General features: G+C 63.9%; 16 protein-coding genes. 2 read left to right on the top strand and 14 right to left on the bottom strand.

Translation table 11 applies throughout. The features are described 5' to 3' along the window. Positions 1-72 precede the first annotated feature (72 nt). On the bottom strand, positions 73-1,188 hold the full coding sequence (locus VM99_24770) for a twitching motility protein PilT (protein ID AKK01116.1): 1,116 nt from the start codon (positions 1,186-1,188) through the stop codon (positions 73-75). Between the two features lie 132 nt (positions 1,189-1,320). Here VM99_24770 and VM99_24775 point away from each other — a divergent pair, with 132 nt between their 5' ends. Continuing rightward, positions 1,321-3,858, top strand: coding sequence for a histidine kinase (locus VM99_24775; GenBank protein ID AKK01117.1), 2,538 nt, complete (start codon positions 1,321-1,323; stop codon positions 3,856-3,858). A gap of 45 nt (positions 3,859-3,903) precedes the next feature. Continuing rightward, complete coding sequence (locus VM99_24780; GenBank protein ID AKK01118.1) at positions 3,904-4,179, top strand: peptidylprolyl isomerase; 276 nt, start codon at positions 3,904-3,906, stop codon at positions 4,177-4,179. A 121-nt stretch (positions 4,180-4,300) separates the two neighbouring features. Here VM99_24780 and VM99_24785 read toward each other — a convergent pair whose 3' ends face one another. From VM99_24785 to VM99_24845, 13 genes are all read right to left on the bottom strand, one after another. Further along, positions 4,301-5,218 carry a ketodeoxygluconokinase gene (locus VM99_24785; GenBank protein ID AKK01119.1) on the bottom strand — a complete coding sequence of 306 codons (918 nt, stop codon included), beginning with the start codon at positions 5,216-5,218 and terminating at the stop codon, positions 4,301-4,303. A gap of 152 nt (positions 5,219-5,370) precedes the next feature. Then, positions 5,371-6,588, bottom strand: coding sequence for an amino acid deaminase (locus tag VM99_24790; GenBank protein ID AKK01120.1), 1,218 nt, complete (start codon positions 6,586-6,588; stop codon positions 5,371-5,373). Positions 6,589-6,627: 39 nt separating this feature from the next. After that, the gene (locus VM99_24795) at positions 6,628-7,392 is read right to left on the bottom strand and encodes an IclR family transcriptional regulator (protein ID AKK01121.1); all 765 of its coding nucleotides are present in this window, start codon (positions 7,390-7,392) and stop codon (positions 6,628-6,630) included. A 276-nt stretch (positions 7,393-7,668) separates the two neighbouring features. Then, a complete protein-coding gene (locus VM99_24800) occupies positions 7,669-8,058 on the bottom strand; it encodes an endoribonuclease L-PSP (GenBank protein ID AKK01122.1) in 390 nt (129 codons plus the stop codon). A gap of 25 nt (positions 8,059-8,083) precedes the next feature. Further along, positions 8,084-8,875, bottom strand: coding sequence for an ATP-binding protein (locus tag VM99_24805; protein AKK01123.1), 792 nt, complete (start codon positions 8,873-8,875; stop codon positions 8,084-8,086). Continuing rightward, entirely contained in the window at positions 8,872-9,534 is a 663-nt protein-coding gene (locus tag VM99_24810) for an ABC transporter permease (protein AKK01124.1), read from the bottom strand. Before VM99_24810 ends, VM99_24805 begins: the two co-directional genes overlap by 4 nt. Before the next feature lie 9 nt (positions 9,535-9,543). After that, positions 9,544-10,206, bottom strand: coding sequence for an amino acid ABC transporter permease (locus VM99_24815; protein ID AKK01863.1), 663 nt, complete (start codon positions 10,204-10,206; stop codon positions 9,544-9,546). 54 nt (positions 10,207-10,260) lie between these two features. After that, a complete protein-coding gene (locus tag VM99_24820; protein ID AKK01125.1) occupies positions 10,261-11,109 on the bottom strand; it encodes an ABC transporter substrate-binding protein in 849 nt (282 codons plus the stop codon). Between the two features lie 281 nt (positions 11,110-11,390). Then, positions 11,391-11,672, bottom strand: coding sequence for a RelE toxin (locus tag VM99_24825; protein ID AKK01126.1), 282 nt, complete (start codon positions 11,670-11,672; stop codon positions 11,391-11,393). Beyond that, the gene (locus VM99_24830; GenBank protein ID AKK01127.1) at positions 11,662-11,910 is read right to left on the bottom strand and encodes a plasmid stabilization protein; all 249 of its coding nucleotides are present in this window, start codon (positions 11,908-11,910) and stop codon (positions 11,662-11,664) included. The genes VM99_24825 and VM99_24830 overlap by 11 nt, the downstream gene beginning before the upstream one ends. A 66-nt stretch (positions 11,911-11,976) precedes the next feature. Then, entirely contained in the window at positions 11,977-13,623 is a 1,647-nt protein-coding gene (locus tag VM99_24835) for a phospholipase (protein AKK01128.1), read from the bottom strand. Between the two features lie 169 nt (positions 13,624-13,792). Next, entirely contained in the window at positions 13,793-14,347 is a 555-nt protein-coding gene (locus tag VM99_24840) for a magnesium chelatase (protein ID AKK01864.1), read from the bottom strand. 101 nt (positions 14,348-14,448) lie between these two features. Beyond that, positions 14,449-15,453 (bottom strand): magnesium chelatase, encoded by a 1,005-nt coding sequence (locus tag VM99_24845; GenBank protein AKK01129.1) that lies wholly within the window; start codon positions 15,451-15,453, stop codon positions 14,449-14,451. Between the last annotated feature and the right edge of the window lie 146 nt (positions 15,454-15,599).

Here is a 15,599-nt window from a genome sequence, read left to right on the forward strand (position 1 = left end):
AACCGCATCAGGCCTGCTGCGCAGTCCAGCGGGAGCAAGCTCCCTCGCCACAGGAACACGCCTTGGGTTGTGTCAATCCAACAACCCCCACTCCCCCGCCGCCGGATCAGCCGGCGGCGCGGCGCTCGACTCGGCATGCAGCTTCAGGCGCAAGCGCAGGTTGTTCGCCGAGTCGGCATTCTTCAGCGCCTGCTCCTCGTCGATAGCGCCTTCCACCACCAGGTTGAACAGGGCCTGATCGAAGGTTTGCATGCCCAGCTCTTCCGATTTCTCCATGATGCCCTTGAGCTCGCTCAGTTCGTTGCGCCGGATCAGGTCGGCCACCGTGGGCGAGCCCAGCATCACCTCCACCGCCGCGCGGCGCTGGCCGCTCACGGTGCGCACCAGGCGCTGGGAGATGAAGGCCTGGAGGTTGTTGGCCAGGTCGCTGAGCAGTTGCGGCCGGCGCTCTTCGGGAAAGAAATTGATCACCCGGTCCAGGGCCTGGTTGGCGTTATGGGCATGCAACGTGGAAATCACCAGGTGCCCGGTGTCGGCGAAGGCCAGGGCGTGTTCCATGGTTTCCCGGTCGCGGATTTCACCGATCAGCACCACGTCCGGCGCCTGGCGCAGGGTATTTTTCAGGGCGGCGTGAAAGCTGCGGGTGTCGACACCGACCTCACGCTGGTTGATGATCGATTTTTTGTGCCGATGGATATACTCCACCGGGTCCTCGATGGTGATGATGTGGCCACTGCTGTGGCGATTGCGGTAATCGATCAACGCCGCCAGGGACGTCGACTTGCCGGACCCCGTGGCGCCGACGAACAGGATCAGCCCCTGTTTGCGCATCACGCTCTCCAGCAGCACCGGAGGCAGCTTCAGGTCTTCGAAGCGCGGGATGTCCAGCTTGACGTTGCGGATCACCATGGACACGTCGTTACGCTGCTTGAAGACGTTGACCCGGAACCGCCCGACGCCGGCGAGGGAAATTGCCAGGTTCATTTCCAGCTCTCGATCGAACTCAAGGCGCTGTTCGGCGTCCATCAAAGACTCGGCGAGCCCGGCAATGTCGCCAACCTTGAACGCCTGGGAACCCAGGGGCTTGAGCACCCCCTCGAATTTCGCGCACGGCGGTGCACCGGTGGACAGATAAAGGTCGGAGCCATCCTGGCTCGCCAGGATTCGCAACAAGGGATCGATTTCCATGGACTGAAACTTCCGCGAGACATCAATGAAACAAGCTGACCCGAGCATGCACCTCTTCAGACCAACCCGCGCTTACCATCCTCGAAGGATAGTAGACACCGCCACACAGACATGATTTCCAGGGATTCCGTGATGAACGCAACACCTGTCGGCAGCGACACCCAGGGCCTGATCGCCCGCCTGGACTGGGCCTCGAGCCCGCTGGGCGCTGCCCACACCTGGCCCCAGAGCCTGCGCACCGCCATGGACATCATGCTCCATTCGCCGATGCCGATGGCCCTGCTGTGGGGCCCGCAGCTGTGCCAGTTGTACAACGACGCCTTTGCCCGACTCATCGGCGACAAGCACCCGCGCACGTTCGGCCAGCCGACCCACCTCGCCTGGCCCGAGCTCAAGGCCGCGACCGAGACGATTTATGAACGGGTATTGCAAGGCCATGGCCATGCCTGCCGCGACCAGCAATGGCGCGTGCCCTTCGCCGGCCGCCTGTGCGACGTGTGGCTGGACCTGACCTACAGCCCGGTGCATGACGAAGGCGGTCACGTCGCCGGCCTCCTGGTCACGGCCATCGAGACCAGCGAACGCCGACGCCTGACCCAGGAGTTCGAGCGCCGCTCCGAAGCCAGCCTCAAGGCCCAGCATGAAAGCGAAGAACGCCTGCAACTGGCCCTGGCCGCTGCCGATGCGCTGGGCACCTGGGACTGGGACATCCGCGAGGACCGCTTCGTGGCCGACGCGCATTTCGCCCGCCTGCATGGCGTCGACCCGAACCTGTCGCGCCAGCTCCCCATCAGCGCCTACCTTGAAGGCGTGCACCCCGAAGACCGGGCCATGGTTGCCCGCAGCATCAGGCACTGCATCAGCCACGGCACCGAATACGCCGAGGAATACCGCCTGGTGCAGCCCACCGGCGAAATGCGCTGGGTGTTCGTCCGGGGCCGCTGCTACAAGGATCGCCACGGTCGGCCGAAGCGCTTTCTTGGCGCCGCCCTGGACCTCACCGAGCGCAAGCACGCCGAACAGGCGCTGCGCCAGAGCCAGAACGAGCTGCAACTGATCATCAACGCCATGCCGATCCTCATCAGTTACGTGGACCGCGACGAGCGTTTCCGGCTGAACAACAGCGCCTACCTGGACTGGTACGGCCTGACCCCACAAGAACTCTACGGCAAGACCATCCGCGAAGTGCTCGGTGAAGAAGCCTATGCCTTGCGCGCCGCGCACATCGCCGAGGCCCTGGCGGGCCACCCGTGCAGTTTCGCCATCGAGTCGGCCCACCGCGATGGCCGGCCGCGCCATGCCCTGACCAACTACCTCCCGCGCCGTGGAGCGGACGGCGCGGTGAACGGCTTCTACATCTTCGTGATCGACGAAACCGAGCGCAAGAAGACCGAAGAAGCCTTGCGCAACCTCAACGAGACCCTGGAAGACCGGGTGATCGCCCGCACCCGCCAACTGGCCGAGGCCAACCAACGCCTGCAAGAAGAAATGTTCGAGCGCGAGCGCGCCGAAGAAGCGTTGCGCCACGCCCAGAAGATGGAAGCGGTCGGCCAGCTCACCGGCGGCATCGCCCATGACTTCAACAACATGCTCACCGGGATCCTGGGCAGCCTTGACCTGATGCAGCGCTACATCGCCGATGGCCGGGTGGCGGAAATCGGACGCTTCACCGAAGCGGCCGTGTCCTCGGCCAACCGCGCCGCCGCGCTGACCCATCGGCTCCTGGCGTTTTCCCGTCGCCAGTCCCTGGACCGCAAGCCGCTGGACCCCAATGACCTGGTGCACTCGCTGGAAGACCTGCTCCGGCGCACCACCGGCGAGCACATCGTGCTGCGCCTGCAACTGGGCCACGAGCTGTGGCCGGTCAGCACCGACGCCAGCCAGCTGGAAAACGCCCTGCTCAACCTGGTGATCAACGCCCGGGACGCCATGCCCGACGGCGGCGAGCTGGTCATCGAAACCGCCAATGTCTACCTCGACGGCAATGACATCGACACCCTGGAACCGGTCAAGGCCGGCGACTACGTGATGATCGCCGTCAGCGACAACGGCAGCGGCATGACCCCTTCCGTGCTGGCCAAGGCCTTCGATCCGTTCTTCACCACCAAGCCCATCGGCCAGGGCACCGGCCTGGGCTTGTCGATGATCTACGGCTTTGCCCAGCAGTCCGGTGGACACCTCAACCTGGACAGCGTGCCAGGCCTGGGCACTCGGGTGCAGTTGTACCTGCCACGCCTGCGCATGACGCCCGCCGAACAGCCTGCGACAGCCGGGACGGTGGAGGTGCCGGCGGCGATCGCCGGGGAAACCGTGTTGCTGGTGGAGGACGAGCCCGCAGTGCGGATGCTGGTGCTCGACCTGTTGGAGGCGCTGGGCTACACCGCCCTTGAAGCCCGCGACGCGAGGACCGCACTGCCGTTGTTGGAGTCAGGACAACGCATCGACCTGCTGGTGACGGACGTCGGCCTGCCGGGCATGAATGGCCGGCAACTGGCGGAAATCGCCCGCCAGCACCGGCCTGACCTGAAGGTGCTGTTCATGACCGGTTACGCGCAGAAAGCCGCCGAGCGCCAGGGGTTTCTCGACCAGGGCATGGACATGGTGGCCAAGCCGTTTACCCTCGACCTGCTGGCGACCAAGATTCGGGCGATGATCAACCATGACAGCTGAGTTGAGGCATAATCGCCGCCCCGTTACGTTCAGGTCCGCGCCACCATGAAAGCCCAAGCCCGCCATATCCTGGTGAAAACCGCCGAAGAAGCCGAACAGCTCAAGCAGCGCATCGCCAAAGGCGAAGCCTTCGACGTACTGGCGAAGAAGTATTCCACCTGCCCTTCCGGCAAGCGCGGCGGCGACCTGGGTGAGGTCCGGCCGGGGCAGATGGTCGGCGCAATCGACGCGGTGATTTTCAAGAAGCCGTTGCGGGTGGTGCACGGGCCGATCAAGAGCAAGTTCGGCTATCACCTGGTGCAGGTGTTTTACCGGGATTAGCCTGGAAACCGCCACTGTGGGAGCGGGCTTGCTCGCGAAGGCGGTGTGTCAGGTTGTATCAATGTGACTGACCCACCGCCTTCGCGAGCAAGCCCGCTCCCACATGAGGTTCTGTGGTGATTCATGGGCGAGGAATCAGCGCTCCCGGCACCTGGATCACCCGGCTCGCCAACAAATGCCCGGCCTCGGCGGCGTCCACCGGGCTGCCGCCCAGCAAGCGGCTCGCCAGGTAGGCGGCGCTGAACGAATCCCCGGCCGCCGTGGTGTCCACCACGCGCTCGACGCGTTGGGCGGGCACCTCGTAAGACTGCCCATCGCAGCGGATCAAACAGGCCTCGGCGCCGCGCTTGAGCACCACCTCAGGCGTGCCCAATGGCGCATAGGCAGCGAACACCGCGTCGCTGTCCTGATGACCGAATAGCGCCTGCTCGTCGTCCACCGTCAGCAACGCCAGCGTCACATGGGGCAGGACGCTGCGATACGCCGCCCGAGCCGCGTCAATCGAGGCCCAGAGCCTGGGCCGGAAATTGTTATCGAACACCACCTGGGCCCCGCGCCGGCGTGCCTCGACCAAGGTTTCGATGAGCTTGACGCGCCCCTGCACCCCCAGCACCGCCAGGGTAATGCCGCTGAAATACAGCACGTCATAGCCTGGCAGCGCCGCCAGGATCGGCGCGGCGGCCGGGGTGGTGAAGCAATCACGCACCGCCGCCTCGTTGCGCCAGTACAGAAACCGCCGCTCGCCGGCCGCGTCGGTCTGGATGCAATACAAGCCCGGCAGGCGCCCGGGCAAGCGCTGGACCCGTTCCAAGCCGATGTTTTCCGCCGCCCAGCCCTGGCACATGGCGTCGCTGAAACTGTCATCGCCCAAGGCCGTGACGTAATCCACCGCGCCCCTGTCGCCCAAGGCACGGGCCAGGTACACCGCGGTGTTCAGGGTATCGCCGCCGAAACTCTGGTGCAGGCTGCCGTCGGCGCGTTGTTGCAGTTCGATCATGCACTCGCCGATCAGGGCGATGCGGGGTTTGGGGTTGCTCATGGATGATCCTGATAATTCAGCGGTGTCTGGCAGGCCGCTATCGCGAGCAAGCTCGCTCCCACAAGGGGATCATGGCGATCACAAATTTTGTATTCACAACAATCCAGTGTGGGAGCGAGCTTGCTCGCGATAGCCGCAACTCGGTTCAAAGACTAGAAACACGTCTCCATGCTCTCGACCACCCGCAACTGCTCATCCACCAGGCACCCCACCCGCCACTTATCAAAGGTCAGGCACGGATGCGAGGTACCGAACGAAACGATATCGCCGACCCGCAACGCCACCCCCGGCGCCACGGTCATGAACGCATGCTGGTCCATCACCGCCGTCACCTGGCAACCGCTCACGTCGTCGCCCGCCACCGAATCCGAACCCGGCGTGTAGCGCTTGAGCGGGACCGGCAAGCCGGCGTCGTAGGCCACGTCACGCTTGCCCAGGGCGATCACCGCGAAACCCGGCTCCGGCAGCGATTGCACGTGGGCCCAGACTTCCAGGGCCGGGCGCAAGCCTTCGTGCAGGTCATTGCGACGCTCCAGCACGCAGCACTGGGCCTCTTTGTAGATCCCATGGTCGTGGGCCACGTAACTGCCGGGGCGCAGCACACTGAGGAAGCGCCCATGGGCGTTCTGGGCCTCGAACGACTCGGCGATCAAGTCGTACCAGGCCGACCCCGAGGCGGTGATGATCGGTCGATCGATGGCAAACGCGCCGCTGTCTTGCAACTGCACCGCCAAACTGACCAGGGACGCGGCGAACGCGCGGATGCCGCTGATGGCGTGGTCACCGTGGATCACGCCCTCGTAACCCTCGATACCGGTCAGTGCCAGCGCCGGTTGCGCCCGGATCGCCTCGGCCAGGGCCAGCACTTCAGCCTCCGTACGGCAACCACAACGCCCACCGACCACGCCGTACTCGATCATCACGTTCAATGTCACACCGCGAGCGGCAAAGAACGCGCCCAGGTCGGCCACGTTGTCTGGGTGATCGACCATGCAATGGAAGTCGAACGCCGGATCGGCGAGCAAATCGGCGACCAGGGCCATGTTCGGCGTGCCCACCAGCTGGTTGGCCATCAACACCCGGCGCACGCCATGGGCGTACGCGGCACGGGTCTGCACGGCGGTGGCGAGGGTCAGGCCCCAGGCGCCGGCGTCGAGCTGACGACGGAACAGGGCCGGGGTCATGCTGGTCTTGCCGTGGGGCGCCAGTTCGGCACCGCTATTGCTGACGAACGCTTGCATCCAGCGGATGTTGTGCTCCAGGGCCTGGCGATGCAGCACCAACGCCGGCAGGCTGACGTCGCGCAACAGGTGAGCACCCACGGTGGCGGCGCCCTTCTCTACGGCTGCGTCCTGAATGGCAGAAGACATGGTCGAACTCCTATCGCGGTCGCGGGTGACCGCTATTGTCTATTCATTGATGCGCCGGGCCAGGTGGTTGGCGCTTTCGATCAGCACCCGGCGATAGTCGGCGTAATTGTTCTTGGCGTCGGCCCGTGGGGCGACGATGCACAGGGTGGCGATGGCGACACCGTTCGGGTCTTTGACCGGTGCGGCGAAGCAGTGGGTGAAGGTGTCGGCCACGCTGTCGAACGAGAAGAACCCCTCGTCGCCGGCCTGGCGGATTTCTCTCAGGAACTGCTCCAGAGGCAGGCGCTCGCCGTCTGGCAGGATGAAGTCATCGGGGTCGATCAGGTCGACGATCTGCTGGTCGCTCAGATGCGCCAGCAACAGGCGACCGGAGGCTGTCCAGGGGATGGGCGCGTTTTCGCCGATGTCCGATGAAATACGGAAATGCCGTTCGCCCTCCTTCATCAGCGCCACGGTGTATTTGCGCCCGTTGAGCAGGCACATCTGCGCGGTTTCCCGGGTCTGGCGCACGATCTCCTGCAAGGCCTGGTCGGCCTCGCGGCTCAGGTCGAAATGACGCAGGTGCGCCTGGCCGAGAAAGTACAACTGGCGGCCCAGGTAAACGTGGCCATCCTTGCCCACCGGTTCGAGGATGCGTCGCTCCAGCAGCGACGCCACCAGCTCATAGACCGTGGACTTGGGGCTGCCGATGCCGCTGGCGATGTCGTTCGGACGCAGCGGCTGGCCGATTTCCTTGAGGAAATCGAGGATATCGAACGCCCGATCCAGTCCCCGGGCCCGGCGTTTGATGGTGTCTTCGGTCATGTCTTGGGTTTCCGATCATTCACTCGTAGGTGGCCAGTATTCACTGTGGCAAGGGCGCTTGCTGTGGCGAGGAACTGTGGCGAGGGAGCTTGCTCCCGCTGGGTGGCGTAGCCGCCCCAAAAGCTCAGGGCCGCTGCGCGCCCCAGCGGGAGCAAGCTCCCTCGCCACAGCAAGCTCCCTTGCCACCGTTCCTCGCCAGAGTAAGCGCCCGTGCCACAGCAGCGCTCTTGCCACGATGAATCAAACAAGCCCGCAGTGACAGTGCTTTCGCTGGACTCAGGCTTTCTTCTTGTACGCAATGCAATCGATCTCGACCTTGCAATCGACCATCATGCTGGCCTGCACACAAGCCCGGGCCGGGGCGTGTTCCGGGCTGAAGTATTCGCCGAACACCTTGTTGAAGCTCCAGAAATCCCGCGGGTCGTCCAGCCACACGCCACAGCGCACCACGTCTTCCAGGCCATAGCCGGCCTCTTCGAGAATGGCGATCAGGTTCTTCATCGTCTGGTGCGTCTGCTCGACGATCCCGCCAACGATGATCTCACCGTCCACCGCCGGCACCTGGCCGGACACGTGCAGCCAGCCATCGGCCTCCACGGCCCGGGCGAAGGGCCGAGGCTGTCCGCCGCCTGCGCTGCTGCCAGTGCCGTAACGGGTAATGCTCATGGGTGTTTCTCCTTATGCAATGCAATTAAAAACGGGTGTTCTTGAGAAATTCCGCCAACCGTGGCGATTGCGGGCGTTCGAACAATTCCTTCGGCGGGCCCTGCTCTTCGATGCGGCCCTGGTTCATGAACACGATCTTGTCGGAGACCTCAAAGGCAAAGCGCATTTCGTGGGTCACCAGCAGCATGGTCATGCCGTCTTCGGCCAGGCCCTTGATCACGCTCAGCACTTCACCCACCAACTCGGGGTCGAGGGCCGAGGTCACCTCGTCGAACAGCATCAGGCTGGGGTTCATGGCAATTGCACGGGCAATCGCGACGCGCTGCTGCTGGCCGCCGGACAACTGACCGGGAAAGTAATTGCGCCGTTCCAGCAGGCCGACCCGCGCCAACCACTTCTCGGCCAGGGCCACCGCTTCGTCCTTGGGCAGTTTTTTCACCTTGAGCAGGCCCAGGGTGACGTTCTGCAAAGCAGTCAGGTGGGGGAACAGGTTGAATTGCTGGAAGGCCATGCCGGTCATGGCCCGGTGCCGGGCAATGACCTTCTCGGGGTGGCGCACGCGCTTGCCGTCGATCTCGTCGTAGCCGATGGCCTCGCCGTCGAGCATGATCCGCCCGCCCTGGAACTCTTCCAGCATGTTCACGCAGCGCAACAGCGTGGTCTTGCCCGAGCCGCTGGAGCCGATCAGCGTGACCACGTTGCCGCGCTGCAGGCTCAGGTCCACGCCCTTGAGCACTTCGAGCGGGCCGTATTGTTTGCGCAGGCCACGAATGTCCAGCAGCGGCTGGGCGTTGGAGGAAGTCGAAACATCAGTCATGGCAAGGCCACCCGTTTTTCAATGTGCCGACCGAGTAACTCGATGGCGTAATTGATGATGAAAAAGAGAAAACCGGCGAACAGGTAGAACTCCAGCGTCATGAAGGTCCGGGCAATGACCTGCTGGGTGCTGAGCAGCAGTTCGGCCACCCCGATCACCGACAACAGCGTCGAGGCCTTGACGATCTCGGTGGAGGAATTGACCCAGGTCGGCAGGATCTGCCGCAACGCCTGGGGCAACAACACATAGCCCAGGGCCTGGTAGAACGTCAGGCCGATGGCCTGGCTGGCTTCCATCTGCCCGCGGGGCAACGCCTGCAAGGCACCGCGCACGATCTCGGCGACATGGGAGCCACAAAACAGCGTCAGGCCCAGGACACCGGCCTGGAACGCGCCGATCTGCCAGCCCAGCGCCGGGGCCATGTAAAAGCAGGCCAGCACCAGCACAAACACCGGCGTGCCACGAATCAGGTCGACATAAAAACGAAACGGCGCGCGCATCCAGATTCGGCCATAGGTCAATACCAGCCCGGCGACCAGGCCGATCAAGGTGCCCAGCAAAATCGCCAGTACCGAACACTGCACGCTGGTCACAAAGCCCGCCCACAAGGTGTCCCGCGCCACCCACAACTCATGCAACCAACTGGGGGATTCGTACATGGGAAGCTCCTAACGGCGGATCGCCAGGCGCTGCTCGAAGTACCGCAGCAGCATGGCAATGAGGTAACAGGCCGCGACATACAGGGCCGTGGTCACCAGCCAGGTTTCGATCACCCGGTAGCTCTCCACGTTGATCTTGCGGGCGTAGTAGGTCAGCTCCGGCACGGCAATCGCCGCGGCCAGGGAAGTGTCCTTGAACAGCGAGATGAAGTTGTTCGACAAGGCCGGCAGCACGTTGCGCAGCATCACCGGCACGGTGATGTAGGCCTTCACCTGCCACTCCCCCAGGCCGATCGCCAGGCCCGCTTCACGCTGGCCCTTGTGAATGCTCATCAAGCCGCCGCGGAACACCTCGGTCAGGTAGGCCCCGGCGTACAGCGACAGGGTGATGACAAACGACGGCAGCTTGTCCAGGCGAATGCCCAGGCTCGGCAAGGCGAAGTAGATCAACAGGATCAGCACCAGGATCGGCGTATTGCGGATCACCGTCACATACACCGAGGCCAGCACACGCAGGAGGCGGTGCTTGCTCAGCAGCGCGAATGCCATCGCCAGGCCGATCACGCAACCGATGGCGATCGACACCAGCGCCAGGGAAAGCCCCAGCCCGAGCCCCGCCAGCAAGGTGTCGAAATCGCGCCAGACGGCGGCAAAGTTCAACTGATAGTTCATGGTCGACAGTACCTTCGGCGGGACGCCCGCGACGGGCATCCCGGGCTCACAGGGTCATTTGTATTCAACGGGGAAACCGATGGCCGGCGACGGCAGGTCCACGCCGAACCATTGCTTGAACGACGCCGCGTAGGTGGGGAATTCCACGCCGGTCATGGCTTCATGCAAGGTGGTGTTGACGAAGTTCAGCCAGTCCTGGTCGCCGCGCTTGACCGCACAGGCATAGGTTTGCGGGCTCCAGGCGTAGACCGGGCTGCGATAGCGGCCGGGGTTCTGCACCATCAGGTACTTCACCGAAGACTGGTCCGTGGCGGCGGCATCGGCACGGCCGGAGTTCACCGCCTGGTACATCAGGTCGACGCTGTCGTACTGGTCGACCTTGGCCTTGGGCAGTGCCTGGTGCACCAGCTCTTCGGCGTAGACGTTCTGCAGCACCGCCACGGTGACACCGTCGCCGGCGGCCTTGAGGTCTTCGATCTCCTTGTACTTGCTGTTGGCCGGCAACAACAGGCCGACCCCTTCGCGGTAGTACGGCAAAGTGAACGCCACCTGCTGGGCACGGCTGGCGGTGACGGTGATGAACTGGCAGCTCATGTCGACCTTGTCGGTCAGCAGGTTGGGGATCCGCGCATCGGAAGACTGCACCACGAACTCGACTTTCTCCGGGTCATTGAACAGGCCCTTGGCGACCATCCGCGCAATGTCGATATCGAACCCCTGCAACTTGCCATCCGCTCCCTGGAAGTGCCACGGGGCATTGGTGCTGCCCGTGCCCACGATCAATTTCCCGCGTTGCAGCACGCTGTCCAGCTTGCTGTCCGCCGCCTGGGCGACACCCACGACCGCCATCGAGGCGGCGAAGAGAAAAACACACGCTTTGAACAAGGAAGGTCGGCGTTGCATGGCTAGCACTCCAGGATGAGTTTATTCCGCTATACCGGAACATGGTTTGTAACAACGGAATAGACAGCAGAAAGTGTGCCACAGGCTTGGCGCCGATGGGCCAGGAAAATGGAAAGTGAATGGAATCAGATAGATGGAGAAACCAGCCGCGCATGGACGACTTAGGACACTGTCCCCCCATTGCTACCGTTGGCTACGAGGTGCGGGTAGCGAGGCCCCAAATCGGTGCCACGCCATACCCTGTGGTAGCGAGCCTGCATCCCTACATGGAGTCAGGCCACCTACCGCTTGGCGGCCTCATCGTAAACTTGACCGCGCTCACGCTTACCAACAGCAATCACCGTAACGACCAGTACTTCGTCCACCACACGATAAACCAGCCGATAGCCTGCGCTGCGCAGCTTGATTTTATAGGCATTGCCCAAACCGTGTAGACGGTCGGTCTGGACATGCGGATTTACCAGTCGCTCTTCAAGCTTCTTTTTGAACTGCTCTCTTAGCGTTGCTCCCAGCTTTTGCCACTCCTTCCACGCTTTGTCAGAAAACTCCAACTCATAGGTCATCGAGAGAAACCTTGATCGTTGGGTCGTTTTCACGCTCGCGGCAAAGAGCAGCCAGCTCCATGTCCTCCAGCCTGTCCATCATGGCCTCATACTCCTTGGCTGGGACACAATAAAAAGCCGGCTCGTTACGGTTGAGGATCGCCACGGACAATCCTCCACCTGCCGCAACGGTACCCATCGGATTTTTCTTGAGTTCTGAGATGCTGGCGACTACTTGAGAAAGTACGACATGCGTCATGGAATGGTCCTTCGAGTACTTTTAATGGTGCTAAAAGTAGCACTCCAAAACATCGCTTACCACCCATCAGCGCCCGCAAAATCTCACCCTCGACAACATCCGCAAATCCCCCTCGCGGTAATAGTCATCGCTCCAACTGTCGTCCACTGCCAGCGGCCTGACCTGCTTGAGGGCGAGTTGTTTCGCGAAGTAGCGAAAGCGGTAATGCTCATAGAAACGCAGCAACTCCAGCCCGTAACGATCGGCCAGATCGGTGTCGCCCTGGATGATGAGGTAGTTCTCGTCATTGCCGTTGCTGGCGGCGGCGCTCAGGTTGTGGCTGCCGCTGATGATGGTCGGTGTGTCGCTGGTGAAGTCGGTGACGATGGCCTTGGTGTGAACCAGCAGGTTGCCTTTCTGGCCCTTCATGTTTTCCCTGAGCCAGCCTTCCAACCCGGTGTTGAGCAGCGCGGTGGCGGCGAATTGGGCGGTGCGGTCGGCATGGAAACCGGTGATGCGGCTGGCGGTGTTCTGCAGACCGTAGCGCAGTACGTCATCGTTCGGCTGGCCGAGCAAGGCATCGAGGATCCGCTCGGGCAGGACGAACGCGGTGACGAACAACAGGTCCTTGCGGGCGCCGTGGATGATGTCGACGAAACGGTCGAGGTCGCCTTCGCCCGTGCGCGGTGAGAAACCGGCGAACAGTGGCTCTTGCGGCGCCATCGGGTTGTTCAGGGTCAGCCACTGGCGGGTGGCGTCGACGTCCTGCGGTGCGGCCCAGATCTGCTCGAACACCTGGCGATAGCTGTCGCTCACCCGCGGCTCATCCAGCACGTGCACGACATTAGCCTGGCGATAGACACCGTTGGCGGTGAAGTTGGTGCTGCCGCACAGGACCGCTTCCGGTTGCCGCGAACCGGCGCCGTCCACCCGGCTCAGGACGATGAATTTGTCGTGGAAGATGTTGTGGGTGACCCGCCCGCGCTTGTTGGCCGCCGGCAGTTTTTCGAGGCTGGCCTCGTTGCGCTGCGTGGTGTCGTCGCCCGGCTCGGCGTGGTACAGCACCCGCACCTGCGCGCCTCGGGCGAAAGCGGCGTTCACCGCATCGACGATCACCGGTAGTTCGTATTCGTAGATGGCTACGTCCAGGGCCCAGGTGGCATCGAGGGCCCGGTCGATGAAGCCGATCAGGCGTCCCAGCAGGCCGTTTTCCAACCAGCGACGCGGCGCGTCGGGCCAGTCATCGATGGACAGGTTGCGATTGGCGCTGATCAACGCATCCAGCTCGGGAAACTTGCGCTGGAACGCCTGGCTGGCGGCCACGGCTCGGTTGAAGATCACGCGCTGGTTGACCGGCTGCCCGTTATCGCTGGTGACGCTGATGTCCAGGGACTCGCCCAACTGTGGCGCGTCGGGGCTGCCATAGGCCAGGTGCACGCGGTAGTTCATCGTCACGCCGGGGTTGACGGCGTAGTCGGCCCAGCGAAATTTCTGCAACGGCGCCTGGTCGCTGGGTGTGGCGTGAAACTGGGGGAACGTGTGGGCCTTGCCGGGGAAGGTCAGGCTGTTGAACAGGAACAACCAGGGCTTGTCGCCCTGCTGTTTCTCGATGGCAAAACCCAGCAGCCCCTTGCGACGGGATTCGGCCAGGTCCATGGCGAGCAGCACGCCGTTGGTGCCAGCGTAGGCCTTGACCCGAAAATCATCCTGGGGATTGGTGACGAGTACGCGCATGGTTCACTCCTGTGAAGTCGCCTCAGCATAGAACAGAGTGGGCAAATCCGATTCCGAGGTGATGCCTTCGCGGGCAAGCCCGCTCCCACAGGGACTGCGACAGGCCGCCGATCAAGTGTGGGAGCTTGCCCGCGAAGGCGTCCGCCCAGACACCTCGGAAACAAGCGCATCAAACCTGGTCGATATGCCGATACTCGGCCCCCAACTGCCCCGCCAATTGCCGGGCACGGCCCAGGCGGATCGGGCCGCGCTCGATGTCGATCAACAGGCTCGGGCAGTCGAGAGGCGACGGCGCCAGGCCCTCCTTCAGCCGTCCATCCGTCATCACCAGCACCCGCTGTTGCTCTGCCGGGTAGCGCTTGCGCCGGGCTCGCAGCCAACGCCCGGCCTCTTGCAACGCGGCCAGCAACGGCGTGCCGCCGCCGGCGCCGAGTGCATCGAGCCAGTGTCGCAGCCCAGTCGAGGCCTTGAGCCCTTGCACTTGCCAGTGCGGAACACTGCCACTGGCGGTCAGCAGGGCCAGTCGCGCGCGCTGCCGGTAGGCGTCATCGAACAGTTGCACCAGCAGGCCTTTGCCATCGCTCAAGGCACGATGACGACGGGTCGAGGCCGAGGCATCGACGATGACCAGCCACAGTTCATGGGGCGAGCGATGACGGCGCTGAAAGCGCAGGTCGTCATAGCGTTGGGGACGGCCCTTGAGCAAAGTGCCCGGCCAGTTCACCGCGCCACTGGAGGCGACTTTGCTGCGCCCCTGGCGTCCACCGTCCAACCGCCCCGCCCGGGGCTTGGCATCCGCCCCCACGGCCGAACGGGGGCGAATGCCTAAGGCTTTTTTGGCCAGCTCGGCACGTCACGCCGTGCACCGGTGGGCAAGGCCTGGGCCGGCAAGTCGCCCCACTGGCCCTGGCCTTCGTTGGGCTGGGCCGCGCGATCGCCCGTCGAGGGTGCCTGGGACGGCGCAGGGGCCGGGCTCGAGTGCCCGCGCCGCCGATGGCGCAAGGCAAACTCGGCGACGGCGTCGATATCTTCGTCGGCGATGGCCTGTGCCCCACGCCAGGCCGCGTGGGCCCTGGCGGCCCGCAACCAGACCAGGTCGGCACGCAGGCCATCGACCCCGGCGGCAAAACAGCGTTCGGTGATCTGGGCAAGCGTCAGGTCATCCAGGGCGATCCCGGCCAGGCGGTCGCGGGCCTGCTGGCAGCGTTCACGCAGGGCCTGCTGGGCGCTCTCCCAGTGCGCACAGAACGCCGCCGGATCAGTGTCGAAATCCAACCGCCGCCGAATGATCTGCCCGCGTTCAACTGCCGGGGTTTGCCCGTCGAGGGCCACGTTCAGGCCAAACCGGTCGAGCAACTGCGGGCGCAGTTCGCCCTCTTCCGGGTTCATGGTGCCGATCAGCACAAACCGCGCCGGGTGCCGATGGGAAATGCCATCGCGCTCGATCAGGTTAGTGCCGCTTGCCGCCACGTCCAGCAACACGTCCACCAGATGATCGGGCAGCAGGTTCACTTCATCGACGTACAACACGCCGCCGTCGGCCTTGGCCAGCACACCGGGAGAGAACTGCGCGCGCCCCTCCCCCAGCGCCGCGTCCAGATCAAGGGTGCCCACCAGACGCTCCTCGGTGGCGCCCAAGGGCAAGGTGACGAACTGACCGCTGGCCAGCAGGTCGGCCAGGCCCCGGGCCAGGGTGGACTTGGCCATGCCCCGCGGCCCCTCGATCAGCACACCGCCGATCTTCGGGTCGATGGCGGCCAGGCACAGCGCCAGTTTCAGGTCATCAGCGCCGACCACGGCGGAGAGTGGGAAATGAGGGGTGTCGATCATGTGGAGGATCTCATAAATGTTCGATAGTCCGCTGTGGCGAGGGAGCTTGCTCCCGCTGGGGCGCGAAGCGGCCCCAAACCGGCCAACGCGGTGCACCTGAAGTGTCGCGTTGCCTGGATTACGACTGCTGCGCAGCCGAGCGGGAG

The organism is Pseudomonas chlororaphis (genome assembly GCA_001023535.1).
GTDB lineage: Bacteria > Pseudomonadota > Gammaproteobacteria > Pseudomonadales > Pseudomonadaceae > Aquipseudomonas > Aquipseudomonas chlororaphis_E.

Excerpts from the sequence above, each read along its gene's own strand:
- VM99_24770 (AKK01116.1), bottom strand. The coding sequence starts at position 1,188 with ATGGAAATCGATCCCTTGTTGCGAATCCTGGCGAGCCAGGATGGCTCC.
- VM99_24775 (AKK01117.1), top strand. The coding sequence starts at position 1,321 with ATGAACGCAACACCTGTCGGCAGCGACACCCAGGGCCTGATCGCCCGC.
- VM99_24780 (AKK01118.1), top strand. The coding sequence starts at position 3,904 with ATGAAAGCCCAAGCCCGCCATATCCTGGTGAAAACCGCCGAAGAAGCC.
- VM99_24785 (AKK01119.1), bottom strand. The coding sequence starts at position 5,218 with ATGAGCAACCCCAAACCCCGCATCGCCCTGATCGGCGAGTGCATGATC.
- VM99_24790 (AKK01120.1), bottom strand. The coding sequence starts at position 6,588 with ATGTCTTCTGCCATTCAGGACGCAGCCGTAGAGAAGGGCGCCGCCACC.
- VM99_24795 (AKK01121.1), bottom strand. The coding sequence starts at position 7,392 with ATGACCGAAGACACCATCAAACGCCGGGCCCGGGGACTGGATCGGGCG.
- VM99_24800 (AKK01122.1), bottom strand. The coding sequence starts at position 8,058 with ATGAGCATTACCCGTTACGGCACTGGCAGCAGCGCAGGCGGCGGACAG.
- VM99_24805 (AKK01123.1), bottom strand. The coding sequence starts at position 8,875 with ATGACTGATGTTTCGACTTCCTCCAACGCCCAGCCGCTGCTGGACATT.
- VM99_24810 (AKK01124.1), bottom strand. The coding sequence starts at position 9,534 with ATGTACGAATCCCCCAGTTGGTTGCATGAGTTGTGGGTGGCGCGGGAC.
- VM99_24815 (AKK01863.1), bottom strand. The coding sequence starts at position 10,206 with ATGAACTATCAGTTGAACTTTGCCGCCGTCTGGCGCGATTTCGACACC.
- VM99_24820 (AKK01125.1), bottom strand. The coding sequence starts at position 11,109 with ATGCAACGCCGACCTTCCTTGTTCAAAGCGTGTGTTTTTCTCTTCGCC.
- VM99_24825 (AKK01126.1), bottom strand. The coding sequence starts at position 11,672 with ATGACCTATGAGTTGGAGTTTTCTGACAAAGCGTGGAAGGAGTGGCAA.
- VM99_24830 (AKK01127.1), bottom strand. The coding sequence starts at position 11,910 with ATGACGCATGTCGTACTTTCTCAAGTAGTCGCCAGCATCTCAGAACTC.
- VM99_24835 (AKK01128.1), bottom strand. The coding sequence starts at position 13,623 with ATGCGCGTACTCGTCACCAATCCCCAGGATGATTTTCGGGTCAAGGCC.
- VM99_24845 (AKK01129.1), bottom strand. The coding sequence starts at position 15,453 with ATGATCGACACCCCTCATTTCCCACTCTCCGCCGTGGTCGGCGCTGAT.